Source organism: Peribacillus sp. NPDC101480 (assembly GCF_050277335.1).
Classification (GTDB): Bacteria; Bacillota; Bacilli; order Bacillales; family DSM-1321; genus Peribacillus.
Map to the genome: position 1 here is coordinate 198,769 of NZ_JBNNSB010000004.1, position 17,527 is coordinate 216,295.

Sequence of the window (17,527 nt, forward strand, 5' to 3'; positions counted from 1 at the left end):
TTATTTAAAGTCCTTTATGATTTTTAAAAGGGATTCGGAGGCAGTCTTAGGACTTTCTGCATTCATGATGGCTGATACGACTGCGGTACCTGACAGCCCGCTAGCAGAAAGGGAGGAAATGTTATCGGCCGTGATACCCCCGATGGCTACGGCGGGAATTGATACGCTGCGGCAAATTTCCTCCAGATCCCCAATTGCCATTAAGGTTGCATCTTGTTTGGTCTTTGTAGGGAAAACGGAACCGACTCCGATATAATCTGCTCCATTTCGTTCGGCTTCTAGAGCCTCTTCAAGATTGGAAACAGATACACCGACAATCATATCTTCAGGAACCATTTTTTTGACGGCAGGCAGTGGAAGGTCATCTTGCCCAATATGAATTCCATCCGCTGCAACAGCAAGTGCTATATCCACCCGGTCATTGATGATAAGGGGAATGGACAGCTCGTTCAATAACTGTTTTAATGCAGAAGCTTTATTATAAAAGGAGAGGGAGGAATTATTTTTCTCTCTAAGCTGAACGATCGAGACTCCTCCTGAAACCGATTCTGCAATGATTTTGGTCAATTCTTCTATTGCCAGGGACTCTTCCGTAACCAAATACAGGCTTAAATCAATTTGGGATTTCTTCATTTATTTTCACCTCATGCATCCAGATTTCCTTATCCATTCTTGATATTGCATCGATTAATCGCACACGAAACGTTCCTGTTCCTTCATCCTCTTGAAGGTTTTTGGCAGCTAGTTCCCCTGAAATGCTCATGGTTGAGATACCGGCAATCGCCGCAGAATAGAAATCATCGGTGACTCCGGAAAAAGTGCCGATAAGAGCAGTGGACATACAACCGGTACCTGTAACATTAGTTAATAGCAGGTTCCCGTTATCGATGATGGACGTACGTTTTCCATCGCTGACCGCATCCTTCGCTCCGCTGACCACGACGATGCAATTCAATTTATTTGCGGCTCGAGCAGCCAGCTCTGCATTGCTGACCGCAAGCTCCTCCGAATCCACCCCGCGAGTAACGGTATCCCCACCCATCAATGAAAGGATCTCACTTGCATTGCCGCGAATGATGTGGAAAGTAACCTTACTTAGGAGCTCTTTAACTTGCTCTGATCGATAGGCGGTGGCACCAACTCCCACCGGGTCCAAAATGACCGGGATATCCAGGTCATTTGCCGTCTTACCGGCAATCTCCATTGCTTCCAAGGCTTTATCATCGATCGTACCGAAATTCAGGACCAATGCATCCGCTAATTTGACCATATCCGCCACTTCTCTTGGGCTCGATGTCATCACTGGTGAACCACCGATGGCAAGGGTGGCATTTGCACAGTCGTTGACCGTAACAAAGTTGGTGATTTGGTGAACGAGTGGTTTTCTTTCTTTTACCTTCACGAATAAATCGGCTGCGGAAACCTTCATATTAAGTCACTCCGTTCTTTTTTTGAATATGAATGAAAATGATGGACAGGACCATGACCTTTACCGATTGAAAAACTATTGCGTATCGCTTCAGAAATATAAGTCTTGGCCTGTTCGATCGACTCTTGCAAGGGCAGTCCATTTGCCAGGTTTGATGTAATGGCGGATGATAGGGTACAGCCCGTACCATGAGTGTTTTTTGTATGTATGCGCTCTCCCTTGATCCAGTGGAAGTCAGTCCCATCATAATAAAGATCATTTGGATTTCCCGCTGCATGGCCCCCTTTAAGTAAAACGGCTTTGGGACCCATTTCTTGTATTGAAATGCATGCCTTGTAGAAATCTTGTTTCGTCCGAATCGACATGCCAGTAAGCACTTCCGCTTCCGGTACATTTGGTGTTACAAGTGTTGCAAATGGAAGTAAGTCCATTTTTAAGGCGGAGACAGCCTTTTCGTCGAGCAAATGGTGGCCGCTTTTGGAAATCATGACAGGGTCAAGGATAACGATGGCAGGCATGAAGGTTTTAAGGGACGCAGCGACTGTTTCCACGATTTCTTTTGATCCAAGCATGCCTATTTTTACTGCATCGACAGGAATATCTTCAAATATAGCTGCAATTTGGTCCGATATGATAGCTGTTTCAATTGGCTGTACTGAACGGACTTCCATTGTATTTTGTGCGGTTACTGCTGTTATGGCAGACATTCCAAAGACCCCATGTGCAGAAAATGTTTTTAAATCCGCTTGTATTCCAGCACCGCCTCCTGAATCAGAGCCGGCGATGGTTAATGCTGTTTTCATAAAAAAACCCCTTCATATAATTATTTTTTAAAAGTATTTTAAGTAATATGAAAGCTAGAATCGCACCTGCGAATGAACTGAGCATAAAAGCCGGTAAAAAACCAAAAAGAGCAGCTTTTTCTCCTAATAGGAGGATGGCAAGTGGATAACAGGCCATGGAACCGAGAATGCCGGTCCCGATCACTTCACCTAAACAAGCGAATTTTAAGCTTTGTGTTTTTCGATAAAGGATGGCAGCCAAAAGTGCACCGATCATGCTCCCGGGAAAGGCGAATATTGAACCGGTACCAGAAATGTTTCTAATGATGGAAACTAGGAAAGCTTGTGTCACAGCATAAGCAGGCCCCAATAGAACGGCCGTGAGGACATTTGCCAGATGCTGAATAGGAAAGACCTTTGCAAATCCTGCAGGGATGAAAATAAATGAACTGGTCAGTGTCGTTATAGCCGTTATCATGGCAGTCAACGTCAGTTTCTTGATAGGATTCATCATCATGTCTGCGACCTACAGCGGCCAATCCTGCTCATTTTGAACCATATCCCAGAATAAATATTCATATCGGGAAGTAACCAAAAAGTGCTTTTCTAATCTAAGAAGTTCTTTTTCTGGCATGCCTTCCGTCAATTCTTCCAACAATGCGATCAGCCACTTGTGTGCTTCCCCGAATTCAGGTGATGAATAGGACCTTATCCAATCTGCGTAGCGATTGTTTTCCAATGCTGCTCCATTTTGTTCTTTTAATAGCAAACCTATTTCATAGTAATCCCAAGCGCAGGGCAGGAGACAGGCGATCAAGTCTGCCAATGTCCCATGCTGAGCTGCATTTAGCATGTAACCTGTATAGGCTAGAGTGGTGGGAGTAGGTTCTGTTTCTTCCAATTCCTTGGAACTGATCCCGAATTCGGAAGCATACTGCCGATGGATATCCATTTCCACTTGAAGGGTTTCATTTAAAATACTCGCAAACTTTGCCATGGTTTCGATGTTATGGGCTTTGATGACACCTAAAGCAAAGAGCTTGGAATAATCCATGAGATAGATATAGTCCTGCTTCATGTAATAGGCAAATTTCTTTTCAGGAAGCGTACCATTTCCAATTGCCTGGACAAAGGGATGTGAATGATTCCTTTTCCAAATCTCTTTTGCCCGTGCATGAAGTCTATCACTGAATGTTTCTGTTTTAATATTCTCCATTGTTCATCCTCCTTTAGAATGGTTCCCATAGATAATGAAAAACCCCGTTCCTGAATACGGAACGGGGTAGATGGATATAGTCTGTAAATGGACGATATCATCCACTTCCCTCCGCCGGTATGAGCCGGTTCAGGTTCAAAGGGTCCGGAAACTATTTCCATCTCAGTCTTAAAAAAGACTCCCCTAGTGGTGTGAATTGTATGTAATTACTGACATCATATCAGAAAGACAAGAAAATGCAACCCGTATTTGAAGAGGGAGCATGTAATGTCCAGAAAAAAAGGGAGAACCAGGTAATTGACTTTTGATAATTATTAGGGTAGAATCATTTCTACATCATTTATATATCGAATTCTTATCCAGAGAGGTGGAGGGACTTGGCCCAAAGAAACCTCGGCAGCGGACCCATTTTGGGAACTGTGCTAAATCCAACAAGCATATGCTTGGAAGATAAGAAGAGCCGTACGGACACAGTCAGCCTCTTCTTGAATTAGAAGGGGCTTTTATTTTTGGGAAATAACGTTTAGTGACATAATAGAAAAGGTATATATAATTTGGTGAAAATCAAACAAGTTGATAAAGTTAGCTAACTAGAAGCAGGCTCTAGGATGACTAGGAAAGGAGCCATTTACATGGCAGAATTATTTAAGAGGATTGAACAGAGGAAGGCAAAGCTCATTGAAGAGCTATTGGCCAATGGAGTATACAAAACCTCTGATGAAAGGCACCTTTATGATGCCCCATTAAAAGTGCTTGAAGATGAATATAAGATTGTTATAAATAGACCTAATAACGAGTCACCTTCTGAATGGATGACATAGTAAGCGATGGACTATATTTTGGGCTCTTGGATAAGGGATATGATGTAAGCATTCACAGTATACACTAGTGGATGCTTTTTTGCGTTTAATAGAAAATGACATAAAATATACATAATTAAAGAAAAAAGTAGGTGTTTTATCACATTTGACCTATAAAATAACACATTTTATTTCTGTAAAATAGTTGATTTTAACTAGTAGTTTAATTATGATGAAAGTGTAAAAAAATTGAATAAATGGGAGGTGGCATATAATGCCTTGCCGTAAAGTAACTATAGAAAGGGTAGAAGAAAAGAGACAGGAAATGATCAAATTGGCAGCAAGTTACGGCTTAACAAGTCTGCTTACTGTTCAGGCCAGTCAAGAATTGGATACGCTATTAAATGCGTTAGCAAGTAAAAGTGAGTCAGAATATTTTTCCCTCCAAAACGCATATCGGTATTTTTAAATTAGCCAATTCGACCTGTATTAATTTGAAAAAGCTACTGCTCAAGGCAATAGCTCTAAAAAATTATATTAAATATCGACACGTTTACCAAGAATGATCAAATCCCGCTCAATGCCATCCAGCTCGGCAACTTGAGGTAAATGTGCCCATTCTTCAAACCCGAATTTGGAAAAAAGCTTAAGGCTAGGTATATTGTGGGCGAAAATGAAACCCAATATAGTCTTAATACCTAATTTTGGACTCAATTCAATTGCCTTTTGAATCGAAATTTGTCCGATTCCTTTTCCCCGGAAATAATCATCAATATAAATGCTGATTTCGGCAGTGGAATTATATGCCGGTCGGCCATAGAAGGATTGAAAGCTTATCCATCCAGCAGTTTTCCCTTCTATAGTAATGATATATAGCGGTCTACTTTCTGAATGATGTTCCTCAAACCATTTAACCCTCGATTGGACGGATACAGGCTCCGTATCTGCCGTGACCATTCTTGAAGCAATTGTCGAATTATATATTTCAACAATTCTAGGTAAATCAGATAGTTCTGCCTCTCTAAACTCTATGAGCTCTTCCATGATGTAATCTCCTAACTATCATTTATTCAATCTCCAGAATGAAGGGTAATCCCGTTTTTTTGTTTAAGGGACGGTGAATTGACACCCAATCCATTGAAAGTTTTTTATTATCATACACTTTTTACTCTTTATCTGACAATTCCTTTTTTATGTTAAGTCTGCAGATTTTTTGGGTATGTAAAGGATTAAATACTTCTAGTAAAAAGGCAGAGGAGAACCAAATGAAAAAATTGTCAGTTTTTTTGATTATAGTACTGGTTATATGTTTTGTTGCATATGAATTTCAGGCCTCGGAGTCGGAAGATGTGCAAAGGGTGATGGCTTTTGGAGATTCGTTAACCTATGGAAAAGGGGATAAGGACGGAGAAGGATATATAGAAGGCCTGGAGGATGAATTGAATAACCCGGAATCGGAACAAAAAGTGAGTTTTTGGAATTACGGTATAAAAGGGCAGGAAACGGATGGGGTGATGAAACAGCTTGATGATTACCGCATTAAAACGAAACTTGATGAAGCCGATACTTTCATCGTTTATATCGGAACGAATGACTTGATCAATAGTAACGGCGGGGACTTGGAGAAAATAAGTGATCGAAAAATCAATGAGGGTAAACGGGAGTATATCAGCCATCTGAAAAAGATTACGTCAACACTCATAAAGGCAAACGATAAAGCTGATATTTTGGTAGTGGGACTATATAACCCAATTAAAGGAAATCAAAAACTTGAAAAGCATATTCGCGATTATAACCAGTCAATAAAGGGAATAGCGGATAAAGACAATAGGATGTTATTCATTCCTACGAATGATCTTTTTGAAGATAAAAAGAAATCAGAGTATTTCAGTGATAAGTTACATCCGAATGAAAAAGGGTATCAGCTCATTGCGAATCGGGTTTTGGAAAGTTATGATTTCAAATGAAAGCAAGAATGCACAGAAAGGCATTCTGTGCATTCTTGCTTTCTAGGAATTTAATATGGCTTTTAGTTGAGGGAACTGCAAGTCATGGAGCTGCTTGTATCTGCCATTGTTTTGCAATAACTGTTCATGTGTTCCTTTTTCATGAACCTGCCCTTTTTCCAGAACGATTATTTGATCGGCATCATGAATGGTCGATAAACGATGTGCAATCACAATTGAAGTCCGGTTTATCAATAAACGTGACAAAGCTTCCTGTATCAATTGCTCGGATTCTGTATCCAAGGCCGCCGTTGCTTCATCGAGAATGATGATTTGCGGATTTTTCAAAAGTGCCCTGGCAATGGCAATGCGCTGTTTTTGTCCGCCTGAAAGCTTGACTCCGCGCTCTCCAATTTGAGAATCATAACCATCAGGAAAGGCACTGATAAAGTCATGCGCATTTGCCGCTTTGGCGGATTCGATGATTTCATCATCTGTAGCATCAAGTTTTCCATACATGATGTTATCACGGATGGAACCGTTGAATAAAATGATATCCTGGGAGACAACTCCCATTTGTCCCCTTAATGATTTCAGTGATACATTTTTGATATCATGGCCATCCATTTTGATTGTTCCATCTTGCGGATCATAAAATCGGATCAAAAGGCTCGTGATGGTCGATTTTCCTGCACCAGAGGAGCCGACCAGAGCGGTTACTTGACCAGCTTTCATGGTCAGGTTTAAACTGCTGAGCACAGGAACATTCTCATCATAAGAAAAATTAACACTTTGAAATTCAATTTGCTTTTTTATGGAAGGGAGTTCAATGGCATTTCCCTTGTCACTTATTTCAGGTTGTGTTTCCAATATTTCAGTTATCCGCTCAAAGGCGGCGGCTGATTGCTGGACAATGCTGATGACACGGCTAAAATTGCGAACGGGACTCTGCAGCAACCTCAAATAGGCGAGGAAGGCCACGATTAATCCTATTGTGAATTCACCTTCCATCACTTGCCAAGCACCGAACACAATGACTGCTACAAGGCCGATATTGTTCAATAAATCAATAATCGGACCGAACATGGAACGTAGCCGAACGGACTTAATGTTTGCAGCCATATTTTCCTGATTACGCTCGGCAAACCGCCTTGATTCGAATTCTTCATTCGTAAAAGATTGAATGAGCCGCATTCCTGAAATGGAATCCTGTAACTGGTTGCTGACATCTCCTGCGGAATTTTGCACAGACCTAAATGACATCCTGATGCGTTTCCCGAATACCCTTGTGATATAGAACATGAAAGGGAATATAAAAAGAAGGACAATGGTCAGCTTCCAGTTAATGAAAAGCATATATACCGCCACGGCAATGAAAGTCACCGTGTCCGTCAAGACTTGGAGCATGCTCGAAGAGATGAGCTGCTGCAGTAAATTGACATCATTGGTCAACCGGGACATTAAGTCACCAGTTCGATTTTTGTCAAAGAATTTCATATCCAGTGTTTGAATGTGGTCATACATGCTATTCCGTATATCCATAATAGCTCTTTGACCGACCTTGGAAACGATATAGCTGTTAAAGTAGTTCAGTAACGCCAATAAGATGCTGGCACAAAGAATTCCTGTGCCAATCCAGATCAACAAATCATATCTTTTTTCGGGAATGACTTTATCAATCGTAAACTGCGTCAACTGGGGAATGGAGAACTCAAGCAATGAAATGAAAAGCATGATACATAATATCAAAGTGCAAAACTTCCATTTGAATGGTACCCGATTGAACATTTGTTTGAGCATCAACCATATGCTTCCTTTTGAAGGTATTGCATGCATGGAACTGCGGCCTTTGTGGCTGAATGGAATATGTCCTCCACTCATAGCGATCACTCCTATTTAGACTATCTATGATGAATTTTGAAAGTCATTTGAATTTTACCTTAATGACTATGATAGAGCTTTTCAAAAAATAGACAACTTTTAATCGGTTCGTTTCTGTCAAAAAGTATTATTATTTTACACATTCCTATATGAAATGGAATAATTAAAGGAGATTAGCGAGGCTTATAAGAGGAGATGCTAAAAATGAATGAAAATGAAAAAATCAGGGAAGAGCTTTTAAATGCGGTCAACGGACTATCGGATGAACAGCTGAACGCCCATCCTGAACCTGGACGATGGAGCATCATCCAGGTATTGGATCATTTATATTTAATGGAGAGGGCCATAACAAAGAGCATATCCGATAAATTGAAAAGCAACGATAGCATTCCTGCTGTGGATAAACCGATCGAGCTTACTTTAAATCGTGAAGTGAAGGTCCAGGCGCCGCCATTTGTCATTCCGTCAGAATCATACCAAACTTTGAGTGAAGTTAAGGAAAAGTTGTCCGAATCCCGAAAAGCTTTTGAACAGGTCGTTGATCATGCAAAGGAAATTGATCTCGAACAAAAGTCATTACCACATCCTTTGTTTAAAGATTTAAGCTTGAAGCAATGGATCCCGTTCGTGGGACTTCATGAAAAACGGCATTTATTGCAAATTGAAGAATTGAAAGCAAAGTTATAGAAGAAACTCATCCGTCTTGGTTGAGTTTTTCACTTTCAGACAGATATTCGTAAAGGAAGGATTTTTCAGTGAAAGCCACTTGGGTAAGGACATTTTTGGTATTGGGCTTTTTAGGATTGTTACTGGGGCTCTTGTTCAAGTATATGCTTCCTCCTGATCTGGATGAAATCGAACTGACTGACGAGCTGAATCCGATCGTCGCCGAAAAAAAGGACGAGCTCATTCAATTGGCTAATGACAAAGGCATCCCGGTTATCATTACGGCGGGGTTCCGGTCTTTAGCCGAGCAAAATGAACTCTATGAAAAGGGCAGATCAGACTCGGGCAACATCGTAACGAATGCAAGAGGTGGCGAATCGCTGCATAATTTCGGTTTGGCGATAGATTTTGCCCTCCTTAACAAACAAGGCGAGGCCATTTGGGATATGAGTTATGACGGCAACGATAATGGAAAGTCGGATTGGATGGAAGTCGTAACCATCGCTAAAGGGTTAGGTTTCGATTGGGGAGGGGATTGGGCAGGGTTCAAGGATTATCCGCATTTACAAATGACATTTGGCTTAAGCCTGCGTGAGCTGCAGCAAGGCAAGCAGCCAAAAGGGCAGTGAAAGCGGTTGGCTTCATTATAAGCCGCATAATTTTGACTAATAGCAGGAAAATAAGCATGTGAATTGCTTTACAGGTAAGAATTCGATAAAGTGGACTAGTGAGAATCAGACATAAAGGAGTGCAGTCACCATGGAAGAAACAAAAAATTGCCGGGACTCTTTGGTCATAAAAACAAGCCTTGTCCTCCCGCCGGATACAAATAATATTGGTACGATGTTCGGAGGCAAATTAATGGCATACATTGATGATGTAGCGGCTATATCAGCCATGCGTCATGCTCGAAGCAACGTCGTTACTGCATCAACTGATTCTGTCGATTTCCTGCACCCTATTCACGAAGGAAATGCAGTTTGCCTTGAAAGCTTCGTGACGTATACTGGCAGAACATCAATGGAAATCATCGTAAAGGTGGTTGCAGAGGATTTAGTTACAGGAGCCCGGAATTTATGTGTCATTTCATTCTTGACATTTGTTGCCATTAATGAAGAAGGTAAACCAATTCCGGTTCCGCGTTTGGTTCCTGAAACAGAGATGGAAATGAATTTAAATGAATCAGCAAAACAACGGGCCCAAATTAGGAAAAAACGAAGGGAAGATACACAGTTCATTGCAAGCACTTTCGGTGTGAAACTGCCATGGACCGATCAATCAAATCCAGGATTATATAAATAAGATACGCATCCCTTCTGCCGTTCTTATTAATGATTGAGACCAAATTCATGATTTGGTATTTTATTCATTGCCAGGAGTTTTGGGGAAATCACTACTACCATCTTACAGCTTAACCGTATGGGAAAGAAATGTGAAAAGACGCTTGGATAAGTCCAAGCGTCTTTCTTATGTTATCTTGTTAGGATTTATACTATTAGCACTTTAGTCATCGCTTGCTAAAATACCAAAGAAGCGCAAGATGTTAATGAATAGGTTAATGAAATCAAGATATAGATTCAAGGCCATGAGCGGTACTTCTTCGGCTGTTACCCCGTAATGCTTCATACGATTGAAATCATATAAAATATAACCACTGAAAACTAAAATCCCGATAAAGGAAAAGACCAGCATGGCTGTAGAGCTTAATGGAGAGAAGATGTTGAAAATGCTAATGACAACTAAAGCTAGCAAGGCAGCAAATAACATTCCTCCCAAGAAAGAAAGGTCCCTTTTGGTGGTTGTGGCATAAATCGCCAGCCCTCCAAATACGACTGTCGTCGTAACACCTGCCAGGATCACCACATTTGCCCCTGCAGCAGCTAGGTAGTGTGCGATGATCGGATAGGTCGTAATTCCAGAAATCAACGTGAAACTATACAAAAATGTGTAGCCGATGGCTTTTTTCCTCCGCAATATGAATGCTCCAATCAACATGGCGATCTCAAGTATCGCTAACGGAAGAAACAACGATGGCGGTACAAGAGTGCCGAGAGCCATCCCTAAAACGGAAACGGCAAGTGATAAAGCGAACGTCCGCATGACGGACGGCATATAAGTTTGTACAGTTTGTGAATACATTCAATCACCTCATCATTTATTTTCTACCGTTTTCTACGAATCTGTTTTAAAAAGGTTTCATTGCATTACATGAAAATTTGGTGTTTTTTTTTAAAGTAATGAAATATATATGAAGTAATTACCTTTTTTATGATATTCTTACAAATATACTAATTTTTCTGAAATATTAAAATACTTCAATTGGAACCATTCCGCAGTACGTAAAACGACAAGGTCAATAAATGGGCATAATCTTTAAAAAAGATATCTTGAAATAATAAATTCAAAATTATTTATTCTATATATTTAATCGGACTTCAAAACTTTACTGTATAACAGTTATAAAGGAAATGATTTTTTATTGCAGAAAATTATTCCTAAAGTTATAAAAAATGAAAAAAATGTGATTATTTTCTATAAAAACTATTGTATAAATGTAAAAAATTGATTAAAATTCTAACTAATTATCAGAAGATTAATTATTTTCCCGATAAAATAGTTTAGGGGGAGCAAGGATGAAGAAAGCTATTTTACAAATAGAGAACCTAACTACCTCATTTCGAATCGGTAGCAAATATCATGCGGCGGTGGATGATGTTTCGTTTACGGTGAATGAAAATGAAATTGTAGCAGTTGTTGGAGAATCAGGTTGTGGAAAGAGTGCCTTGGCCTTATCTATCATGCAATTACATAATAAGCAGAGAACGAAATCAGAAGGAAATATCAATTATAAAGGTCAAAATCTACTAAAGTTGAATGATGTGCAAATGAATAAAGTCCGTGGTAAGGAATTGGGTATGATATTTCAGGAACCATTAACGGCTTTGAACCCGCTCATGACCATAGGAAAACAAATCGAGGAGAATCTTGATTACCATACTGAACTCTCCAGTGCTGAAAAAAAGAATAGGACGATTGAACTTTTGACACAAGTGGGAATTCCATATCCTGAACGGACGTACAAGCAATATCCGCATGAGCTCTCGGGCGGAATGCGGCAAAGGGCAATGATATCGATTGCCATTGCTTGCAATCCTGCACTGGTCATTGCAGATGAACCCACGACGGCACTCGATGTTACGATTCAAGCACAAATACTTGATCTGCTGAAGGATATCCAAAGCAGGACAAAAATGGGGATCATCTTAATTACACATGATCTGAGCGTCGTAGCAGAGGTCGCTGACAGGATCGTTGTCATGTATGCAGGTCAGGTAGTGGAAACGGGAAGTGTTAAAGAGATATTCAACAATCCGCTGCATCCATATACAAGGTCGTTATTAAATTCGATTCCTTCGGCTGCAAACGAGAAAAATCGTTTGCACGTTATCGAGGGAATCGTTCCATCGATAGCGAAAATGGATCGGATAGGATGTCGCTTCCAAGATAGGATTCCTTGGATATCTAAGCATGCGCATGAAGAGACACCCCGGCTTCACGAAGTGGGCAATGATCATTTTGTGCGCTGTACGTGCTATAAAGAATTTTATTTTCAAGCTGAAGGAGATGCATCGGCCCATGACATTACTCAAATTAGATAATCTGAAAGTGCATTTTCCAATAAGGGGCGGTTTTTTCAGAAGGGTGGTTGATCACGTAAAGGCCGTGGACGGTGTTTCCTTTGAGTTACAGCAAGGGGAAACATATGGTTTGGTCGGGGAATCCGGAAGCGGCAAGTCCACGACAGGCAAGGCAGTGGTCAAGCTGAATGATGTCACATCCGGACAAATCCTGTTTGAAGGCAGGGATTTAGCATCTTTAAGTAGAAAAGAAATTAAACCATTTAGAAAAGATATCCAAATGATTTTCCAAGACCCGTATTCATCATTGAATCCCAAGAAGAGGGTACTGGACATCATTGCCGAACCGCTGAGGAACTTTGAACGGTTATCACCTTCAGAGGAAAAGAAAATCGTCCAGGACTTCTTGGACAAAGTCGGGCTCAGTCCGGAGTCGATTCACAAGTATCCTCATGAATTTTCAGGGGGGCAGCGCCAGCGTATTGGGATTGCCAGGTCTTTGACATTGAAACCTAAACTGATCATTGCGGATGAACCGGTGTCAGCACTGGATGTTTCCGTTCAGGCACAGGTATTGAATTTCCTTCAGGATCTCCAACAGGAGTTCAATTTGACTTATTTATTTGTCGGTCATGACTTAGGTGTAATCCGGCATATGTGTGACCGGATGGGAGTTATGTATCGCGGTAGATTGGTAGAGGAAGGCAAAAGCGAGGAAATCTATGAAAATCCGCAACATATATACACGAAGCGCCTGATTGCCGCCATTCCGGATTTAGAGCCGGAAGTTCGCGAAGATAAAGTGCAGCTTAGAAAGAAACTCACCTCGGAATATGAGTCTACCTACTCAAAATATTTCGATGAGGATGGACGTGCCTACGATTTGAAGCCAATCTCATCGACACATAGAGTCGCATTACAATAAGGAGGTGTAAGGAATATGTGGAAGTTTATCCTAAGGCGTTTATTAGTTATGATCCCGCAGCTCTTTTTATTGAGCATCATCGTTTTCATGATGGCAAAAGCAATGCCGGGAGATGCACTGTCAGGTCAGGAAATCAATCCTAGGGCCAACCCGGCCGAGCTTGATAGGATCAGGGAAGAACTGGGTTTGAATGACCCTTGGTACCAACAATATATAAGGTGGGCATCCAATGCAGTACAGGGGGATTTCGGTATTTCCTATACACATAAGACGCCCGTCATGGATGTTATAGAAGACAGGCTTTGGAACACGGTGTTCCTGGCGTTGGTCACGCTTATCTTTACATATATGCTTGCGATTCCATTAGGCATACTTAGCGGAAGGTATAACGATACCTGGGTGGATAAAACCGTTACGGGTTATAGCTATGTAGGATTTGGCACGCCGATTTTCATTTTTGCTTTAATCATGTTATTCATTTTCGGATTTGCCCTGGATTGGTTCCCGTCTGGCGGCAGTGTCGATTCAAAAGTGGATGAAGGAACATTCGCCTATGTTGTAAGCAAGATCAATCATTTGATTTTACCAGCTTTAAGTACAGCTTTAATTGCAACAACAAGTACGATCCAATATTTGCGAAATGAAATCATCGATAATAAAATCAAGGATTTCGTAAGGACTGCGCGTTCGAAGGGAGTGCCTGAATCAAAAGTATATTCACGGCATATCCTGAGAAATTCCTTTTTACCGATAGCGGCATTCTTAGGTTATGAAATTACCGGATTGATCGGCGGCGCGGTCATAATCGAGACCATTTTCAGTTATCCGGGTCTGGGGCAGCTTTTCCTTAGTTCAGTCAGCCTGCGGGATTTCAGCGTTGTCACGGCCATCGTCATGATGACGGGATTTGCCACTCTGCTTGGCACTCTTCTTTCGGACATCATACTTAGTGCGGTCGATCCGCGCATACGGATAGAATAGGAGCGGGGTGAGCGTATGGAAATGAAAGTAGAAACGGGAAAGAACATACAAGTGAAAGATGTGAGCCCTTCAGGAATCAAAATCATCTGGCAGGAAATCAAAAAGGATAAGCTTGCCATGGGCTCATTGATCATATTAGCAGCCATATTGATTTTTGTTTACGGTGCGTCGTTCTTCATGGACGCCAAGGAAATAGCCAAGGTCGATTTTCTCTCCATTTATATGGAACCATCTTCAGACTATTGGCTTGGAACCGATTATGGCGGCCGGGACGTATTCGGACAACTGATAATAGGTACCAGAAATTCATTCACGATCAGTTTATTCATTACATTATTCACGGCTATCATCGGTTTATCATTAGGGCTTCTGGCTGGCTACTTCGGCGGGGCAACCGATAATGTGATCATGCGCGTTATCGATTTCGTGATTGCACTGCCGCAATTGATGTTCATCATCGTTGTAGTCACGATTGTACCGATCTTCAATGTATATGTTTTCATTTTAATCATGACGATGTTTTTATGGACAGGCAAGGCCCGGCTGATTCGTTCAAAGGCTTTGTCAGAGCGTGAGCTGGATTATATCCACGCCTCACAGACACTCGGGACGCCACATTGGAAAATAATCCTGTTTCAGCTTCTGCCCAATGTCAGTTCACTGATCATCGTTAACTTCATTTTGAACCTTGCTGGCAATATTGGCTTAGAATCCAGTTTGACTTTCTTAGGGTTCGGTCTTCCGGAGAGCACACCGAGTTTAGGTACGCTCATCAGTTATGCTCGTAATCCAGATGTTCTGGAAAACAAGTGGTGGATATGGGTACCCGCATCACTCATGATTTTAGTGTTGATGCTGAGTATAAATTTCGTTGGTCAAGCGTTAAAACGCGCAGCCGATGCTAGACAAAGAAGAGCATAAAAAAAGGGGAGTGTATGATATGAAAATCAAAAGCTACAGTAAGGTATTAAGTGCATTGGCCATTTCGTCTCTACTGCTTGCTGCATGTTCGGATGATACGGAGAAATCGTCAACGAAAGAGAAAAAAGGGAAAGATGTCGAACAGGTCGATACCTCTAAATTCCCGACAAAGACGACGAATCAAGGAGAGCCGATTAAAGGCGGCCATTTGACATATGGTTTGGTATCCGATACCCCGTTTGAAGGGATATTAAACAAGGTTTTCTATCAAGGCGAACCCGATAACCAAGTTATCACATTCTTTGATGAGGATTTATTGGATACAGACGAAAACTATGTATATACAAATGAAGGTGCCGCTTCCTATGAGATTTCGGATGATCATAAAACGGTCACGCTGACGATTAAGGATAATGTAAAATGGCATGATGGAAAACCAGTGACAGGCGCTGATTTAGAATATGCATACCTTGTCATGGGAAGCAAGGATTACAAGGGTGTACGCTATGATGAACAAATGGCTTTAATTGAGGGTATGGAAGAGTATCATGAAGGGAAAGCGGACAAGATTTCAGGCATTAAAGTCGACGACAAGAAAATCACTTTCACTTTCAAAAAAGCGAATCCTTCCGTCACGACTGGATTATGGACATACCCGCTTCATAAAGAATACTTAAAAGATGTTCCGATTGCAGAGTTGGAATCTTCGGATAAGATCCGTAAAAACCCGATTGGTTTTGGACCATTCAAAGTGAAGAAAATCGTTCAAGGGGAAGCGGTCGAATTCGAAGCTAATAAAGATTATTACCGCGGTGAACCTAAATTAGACAGTGTCACATTAAAAGTCGTGAATCCGTCCGTTGTCGTCAAGTCACTTGAAAATGGTGATCTCGATGTAGCGGAGGTCCTGGCTGAGCAATATGATCAGGCCAAGGAATTGGATAATGTCGAATTATTGGGGAAAGTTGAATTAGCCTATACCTATATTGGTTTCAACTTCGGTCATTATGATAAGGAAAAAGAAGAAAACGTTATGGATGAGAACCCGAAATTCGGTGACAAACGCCTTCGTCAGGCGATGGCTTATGCCATCAATAATGAAGAAGTTGGCGAAAAGATGTTCAAGGGCCTTCGCTTCCCTGCCAACTCTGTCATTACACCGAACTTTAAATATAACAATAAAGATGTAAAACCATATGAATATAATCCTGAAAAAGCTAAAAAACTTTTGGATGAAGCAGGATTTGTAGATACGAATAATGATGGCATTCGTGAAGATGCAGACGGAAAAGAGTTCAAGATCAACTTTGCTTCCATGAGCGGTTCCGATGTTTCTGAGCCACTAGCAAGATATTATATCCAACAATGGGAACAAGTTGGTTTGGACGTAGAATTGCAGGATGGAAGGCTGCATGAGTTCAATTCATTCTACGACCTGCTGAAAAAGGATAATGATAAAGTGGATATTTATCAAGCTGCATGGGGTGTCGCTTCCGATCCGGATCCATCAGGAATATGGTCCAGATCTGCAGAATTTAACTATACCCGCTGGGTGAGTGAAAAAAATGATGAGCTTCTTGCTAAAGGGATTTCAGAGGAAGCCTTCGATGATCAATATCGAATCGATACGTATAATGAGTGGCAGGAATTGATCCATGAAGAGGTTCCGGTCATTCCGACATTATTCCGTTATCAATTGGCGGGAGTGAATGAACGCGTGACAGGTTATGATTATCTCGCTGGCCGCCAATATCAGTGGCATAATGTCGGGGTAACGAAGTAATTTAATTGATGAAAATCGGCTGCCTTTATGGGCGGTCGATTTTTTTGCGTTTCAATGTAGAGGATAAAGGTTATATAGATAATAGTAAGTAATTGGAAGGGTGATATTGATGGAAGTGAGAAATCCTAATGAAACAAAGAGAGAGTTAGAAATATTGTTTACTGAATCGGTTGGCCGTTTACTGAAACCTCTCGAAGAGGAAATCATTGCAGACATTGTAGCCTATCCAGACGAAAAGAGAATTGCCTTCTTGGAATATATGAAGGAAATGTCCAACAAACAAAGACAGTTGAAGTAAGTTGAACTTTCATCATGAAGGAGGTTTTTTTATGAGGAACGAAGATATGGACAGATACAAAGTATGGCGCGATAAGTGGAAAAGAAGAGTGAATATGGAGAACATAGCGTTATATGGAATATCAACATTAGTTATGGCCATGTTGCCTGTCCTGGCTTTTATGAGTTAAATCGATTAAAGGACCGCCTTTTGGCGGTCTTTAAATATGTTAAAAGTTGCCATGAAAAGATATAATGAAGCAAGAGGAAAGGAGAGATGATA

General features: G+C 41.0%; 21 protein-coding genes and 2 riboswitches. Of the genes, 13 read left to right on the plus strand and 8 right to left on the minus strand.

Annotation, left to right across the window (positions count from 1 at the left end):
- The 5 genes from thiE to tenA are packed head-to-tail and all read right to left on the minus strand — an operon-like array spanning window position 1 to window position 3,427.
- Window positions 1-633, minus strand: coding sequence for a thiamine phosphate synthase (gene thiE / locus ACQKMF_RS15270; RefSeq protein ID WP_230177651.1), 633 nt, complete (start codon window positions 631-633; stop codon window positions 1-3).
- Complete coding sequence (gene thiM / locus ACQKMF_RS15275) at window positions 614-1,429, minus strand: hydroxyethylthiazole kinase (protein WP_402941533.1); 816 nt, start codon at window positions 1,427-1,429, stop codon at window positions 614-616. The genes thiE and thiM overlap by 20 nt, the downstream gene beginning before the upstream one ends.
- A complete protein-coding gene (gene thiD, locus ACQKMF_RS15280) occupies window positions 1,426-2,232 on the minus strand; it encodes a bifunctional hydroxymethylpyrimidine kinase/phosphomethylpyrimidine kinase (RefSeq protein ID WP_402941536.1) in 807 nt (268 codons plus the stop codon). Before thiD ends, thiM begins: the two co-directional genes overlap by 4 nt.
- Window positions 2,201-2,722: an energy coupling factor transporter S component ThiW gene (gene thiW, locus ACQKMF_RS15285; RefSeq protein WP_402942921.1), complete on the minus strand. Its 522-nt coding sequence runs from the start codon at window positions 2,720-2,722 to the stop codon at window positions 2,201-2,203. Before thiW ends, thiD begins: the two co-directional genes overlap by 32 nt.
- A 15-nt stretch (window positions 2,723-2,737) precedes the next feature.
- On the minus strand, window positions 2,738-3,427 hold the full coding sequence (gene tenA / locus ACQKMF_RS15290) for a thiaminase II (RefSeq protein WP_260356979.1): 690 nt from the start codon (window positions 3,425-3,427) through the stop codon (window positions 2,738-2,740).
- Between the two features lie 89 nt (window positions 3,428-3,516).
- Window positions 3,517-3,622: riboswitch (TPP riboswitch) on the minus strand.
- Window positions 3,623-3,779: 157 nt separating this feature from the next.
- Window positions 3,780-3,884: riboswitch (SAM riboswitch) on the plus strand.
- A gap of 175 nt (window positions 3,885-4,059) precedes the next feature.
- On the opposite strand from tenA, the gene ACQKMF_RS15295 reads away from it, so the two are divergent.
- Both ACQKMF_RS15295 and ACQKMF_RS15300 read left to right on the plus strand, forming a co-directional pair.
- Window positions 4,060-4,248: a Fur-regulated basic protein FbpA gene (locus ACQKMF_RS15295; RefSeq protein WP_034314291.1), complete on the plus strand. Its 189-nt coding sequence runs from the start codon at window positions 4,060-4,062 to the stop codon at window positions 4,246-4,248.
- Window positions 4,249-4,501: 253 nt separating this feature from the next.
- Window positions 4,502-4,696 (plus strand): Spo0E family sporulation regulatory protein-aspartic acid phosphatase, encoded by a 195-nt coding sequence (locus ACQKMF_RS15300; RefSeq protein WP_402941538.1) that lies wholly within the window; start codon window positions 4,502-4,504, stop codon window positions 4,694-4,696.
- Between the two features lie 68 nt (window positions 4,697-4,764).
- On the opposite strand, the gene ACQKMF_RS15305 is transcribed toward ACQKMF_RS15300, so the two are convergent.
- Window positions 4,765-5,271, minus strand: coding sequence for an N-acetyltransferase family protein (locus ACQKMF_RS15305; RefSeq protein ID WP_427573918.1), 507 nt, complete (start codon window positions 5,269-5,271; stop codon window positions 4,765-4,767).
- A 221-nt stretch (window positions 5,272-5,492) separates the two neighbouring features.
- Between ACQKMF_RS15305 and ACQKMF_RS15310 the strand changes: the two genes are divergently transcribed.
- The gene (locus ACQKMF_RS15310; RefSeq protein WP_157831080.1) at window positions 5,493-6,194 is read left to right on the plus strand and encodes a GDSL-type esterase/lipase family protein; all 702 of its coding nucleotides are present in this window, start codon (window positions 5,493-5,495) and stop codon (window positions 6,192-6,194) included.
- A 42-nt stretch (window positions 6,195-6,236) separates the two neighbouring features.
- Here the strand turns inward: ACQKMF_RS15310 and ACQKMF_RS15315 are convergent, their stop codons facing one another.
- Complete coding sequence (locus tag ACQKMF_RS15315; RefSeq protein ID WP_427573921.1) at window positions 6,237-8,054, minus strand: ABC transporter ATP-binding protein; 1,818 nt, start codon at window positions 8,052-8,054, stop codon at window positions 6,237-6,239.
- A 204-nt stretch (window positions 8,055-8,258) separates the two neighbouring features.
- On the opposite strand from ACQKMF_RS15315, the gene ACQKMF_RS15320 reads away from it, so the two are divergent.
- The 3 genes from ACQKMF_RS15320 to ACQKMF_RS15330 all read left to right on the plus strand — a co-directional run bounded on the left by ACQKMF_RS15320 (window position 8,259) and on the right by ACQKMF_RS15330 (window position 10,022).
- Window positions 8,259-8,741 carry a DinB family protein gene (locus tag ACQKMF_RS15320; RefSeq protein ID WP_402941546.1) on the plus strand — a complete coding sequence of 161 codons (483 nt, stop codon included), beginning with the start codon at window positions 8,259-8,261 and terminating at the stop codon, window positions 8,739-8,741.
- A 68-nt stretch (window positions 8,742-8,809) separates the two neighbouring features.
- Window positions 8,810-9,349: a M15 family metallopeptidase gene (locus ACQKMF_RS15325; protein ID WP_402941549.1), complete on the plus strand. Its 540-nt coding sequence runs from the start codon at window positions 8,810-8,812 to the stop codon at window positions 9,347-9,349.
- A 130-nt stretch (window positions 9,350-9,479) separates the two neighbouring features.
- Entirely contained in the window at window positions 9,480-10,022 is a 543-nt protein-coding gene (locus ACQKMF_RS15330; RefSeq protein ID WP_101224034.1) for an acyl-CoA thioesterase, read from the plus strand.
- Window positions 10,023-10,223: 201 nt separating this feature from the next.
- Here ACQKMF_RS15330 and ACQKMF_RS15335 read toward each other — a convergent pair whose 3' ends face one another.
- Window positions 10,224-10,859: a Bax inhibitor-1/YccA family protein gene (locus tag ACQKMF_RS15335; RefSeq protein ID WP_101224033.1), complete on the minus strand. Its 636-nt coding sequence runs from the start codon at window positions 10,857-10,859 to the stop codon at window positions 10,224-10,226.
- A gap of 494 nt (window positions 10,860-11,353) precedes the next feature.
- Between ACQKMF_RS15335 and ACQKMF_RS15340 the strand changes: the two genes are divergently transcribed.
- The 7 genes from ACQKMF_RS15340 to ACQKMF_RS15370 all read left to right on the plus strand — a co-directional run bounded on the left by ACQKMF_RS15340 (window position 11,354) and on the right by ACQKMF_RS15370 (window position 17,435).
- The gene (locus tag ACQKMF_RS15340; protein ID WP_402941553.1) at window positions 11,354-12,379 is read left to right on the plus strand and encodes an ABC transporter ATP-binding protein; all 1,026 of its coding nucleotides are present in this window, start codon (window positions 11,354-11,356) and stop codon (window positions 12,377-12,379) included.
- A complete protein-coding gene (locus ACQKMF_RS15345; protein WP_101224464.1) occupies window positions 12,357-13,283 on the plus strand; it encodes an ABC transporter ATP-binding protein in 927 nt (308 codons plus the stop codon). Before ACQKMF_RS15340 ends, ACQKMF_RS15345 begins: the two co-directional genes overlap by 23 nt.
- A gap of 15 nt (window positions 13,284-13,298) precedes the next feature.
- On the plus strand, window positions 13,299-14,264 hold the full coding sequence (opp4B, locus tag ACQKMF_RS15350) for an oligopeptide ABC transporter permease (RefSeq protein WP_101224465.1): 966 nt from the start codon (window positions 13,299-13,301) through the stop codon (window positions 14,262-14,264).
- A gap of 21 nt (window positions 14,265-14,285) precedes the next feature.
- Window positions 14,286-15,185 (plus strand): ABC transporter permease, encoded by a 900-nt coding sequence (locus ACQKMF_RS15355; protein WP_402942924.1) that lies wholly within the window; start codon window positions 14,286-14,288, stop codon window positions 15,183-15,185.
- Window positions 15,186-15,204: 19 nt separating this feature from the next.
- On the plus strand, window positions 15,205-16,968 hold the full coding sequence (opp4A, locus tag ACQKMF_RS15360) for an oligopeptide ABC transporter substrate-binding protein (RefSeq protein ID WP_402941557.1): 1,764 nt from the start codon (window positions 15,205-15,207) through the stop codon (window positions 16,966-16,968).
- Window positions 16,969-17,077: 109 nt separating this feature from the next.
- A complete protein-coding gene (locus tag ACQKMF_RS15365) occupies window positions 17,078-17,266 on the plus strand; it encodes a hypothetical protein (protein ID WP_034314269.1) in 189 nt (62 codons plus the stop codon).
- A 31-nt stretch (window positions 17,267-17,297) separates the two neighbouring features.
- A complete protein-coding gene (locus ACQKMF_RS15370) occupies window positions 17,298-17,435 on the plus strand; it encodes a hypothetical protein (protein WP_402941560.1) in 138 nt (45 codons plus the stop codon).
- The last annotated feature ends 92 nt before the right edge of the window (window positions 17,436-17,527 follow it).

Excerpts from the sequence above, each read along its gene's own strand:
- thiE (WP_230177651.1), bottom strand. The coding sequence starts at position 633 with ATGAAGAAATCCCAAATTGATTTAAGCCTGTATTTGGTTACGGAAGAG.
- thiM (WP_402941533.1), bottom strand. The coding sequence starts at position 1,429 with ATGAAGGTTTCCGCAGCCGATTTATTCGTGAAGGTAAAAGAAAGAAAA.
- thiD (WP_402941536.1), bottom strand. The coding sequence starts at position 2,232 with ATGAAAACAGCATTAACCATCGCCGGCTCTGATTCAGGAGGCGGTGCT.
- thiW (WP_402942921.1), bottom strand. The coding sequence starts at position 2,722 with ATGAATCCTATCAAGAAACTGACGTTGACTGCCATGATAACGGCTATA.
- tenA (WP_260356979.1), bottom strand. The coding sequence starts at position 3,427 with ATGGAGAATATTAAAACAGAAACATTCAGTGATAGACTTCATGCACGG.
- ACQKMF_RS15295 (WP_034314291.1), top strand. The coding sequence starts at position 4,060 with ATGGCAGAATTATTTAAGAGGATTGAACAGAGGAAGGCAAAGCTCATT.
- ACQKMF_RS15300 (WP_402941538.1), top strand. The coding sequence starts at position 4,502 with ATGCCTTGCCGTAAAGTAACTATAGAAAGGGTAGAAGAAAAGAGACAG.
- ACQKMF_RS15305 (WP_427573918.1), bottom strand. The coding sequence starts at position 5,271 with ATGGAAGAGCTCATAGAGTTTAGAGAGGCAGAACTATCTGATTTACCT.
- ACQKMF_RS15310 (WP_157831080.1), top strand. The coding sequence starts at position 5,493 with ATGAAAAAATTGTCAGTTTTTTTGATTATAGTACTGGTTATATGTTTT.
- ACQKMF_RS15315 (WP_427573921.1), bottom strand. The coding sequence starts at position 8,054 with ATGAGTGGAGGACATATTCCATTCAGCCACAAAGGCCGCAGTTCCATG.
- ACQKMF_RS15320 (WP_402941546.1), top strand. The coding sequence starts at position 8,259 with ATGAATGAAAATGAAAAAATCAGGGAAGAGCTTTTAAATGCGGTCAAC.
- ACQKMF_RS15330 (WP_101224034.1), top strand. The coding sequence starts at position 9,480 with ATGGAAGAAACAAAAAATTGCCGGGACTCTTTGGTCATAAAAACAAGC.
- ACQKMF_RS15335 (WP_101224033.1), bottom strand. The coding sequence starts at position 10,859 with ATGTATTCACAAACTGTACAAACTTATATGCCGTCCGTCATGCGGACG.
- ACQKMF_RS15340 (WP_402941553.1), top strand. The coding sequence starts at position 11,354 with ATGAAGAAAGCTATTTTACAAATAGAGAACCTAACTACCTCATTTCGA.
- ACQKMF_RS15345 (WP_101224464.1), top strand. The coding sequence starts at position 12,357 with ATGACATTACTCAAATTAGATAATCTGAAAGTGCATTTTCCAATAAGG.
- opp4B (WP_101224465.1), top strand. The coding sequence starts at position 13,299 with ATGTGGAAGTTTATCCTAAGGCGTTTATTAGTTATGATCCCGCAGCTC.
- ACQKMF_RS15355 (WP_402942924.1), top strand. The coding sequence starts at position 14,286 with ATGAAAGTAGAAACGGGAAAGAACATACAAGTGAAAGATGTGAGCCCT.
- opp4A (WP_402941557.1), top strand. The coding sequence starts at position 15,205 with ATGAAAATCAAAAGCTACAGTAAGGTATTAAGTGCATTGGCCATTTCG.
- ACQKMF_RS15365 (WP_034314269.1), top strand. The coding sequence starts at position 17,078 with ATGGAAGTGAGAAATCCTAATGAAACAAAGAGAGAGTTAGAAATATTG.
- ACQKMF_RS15370 (WP_402941560.1), top strand. The coding sequence starts at position 17,298 with ATGAGGAACGAAGATATGGACAGATACAAAGTATGGCGCGATAAGTGG.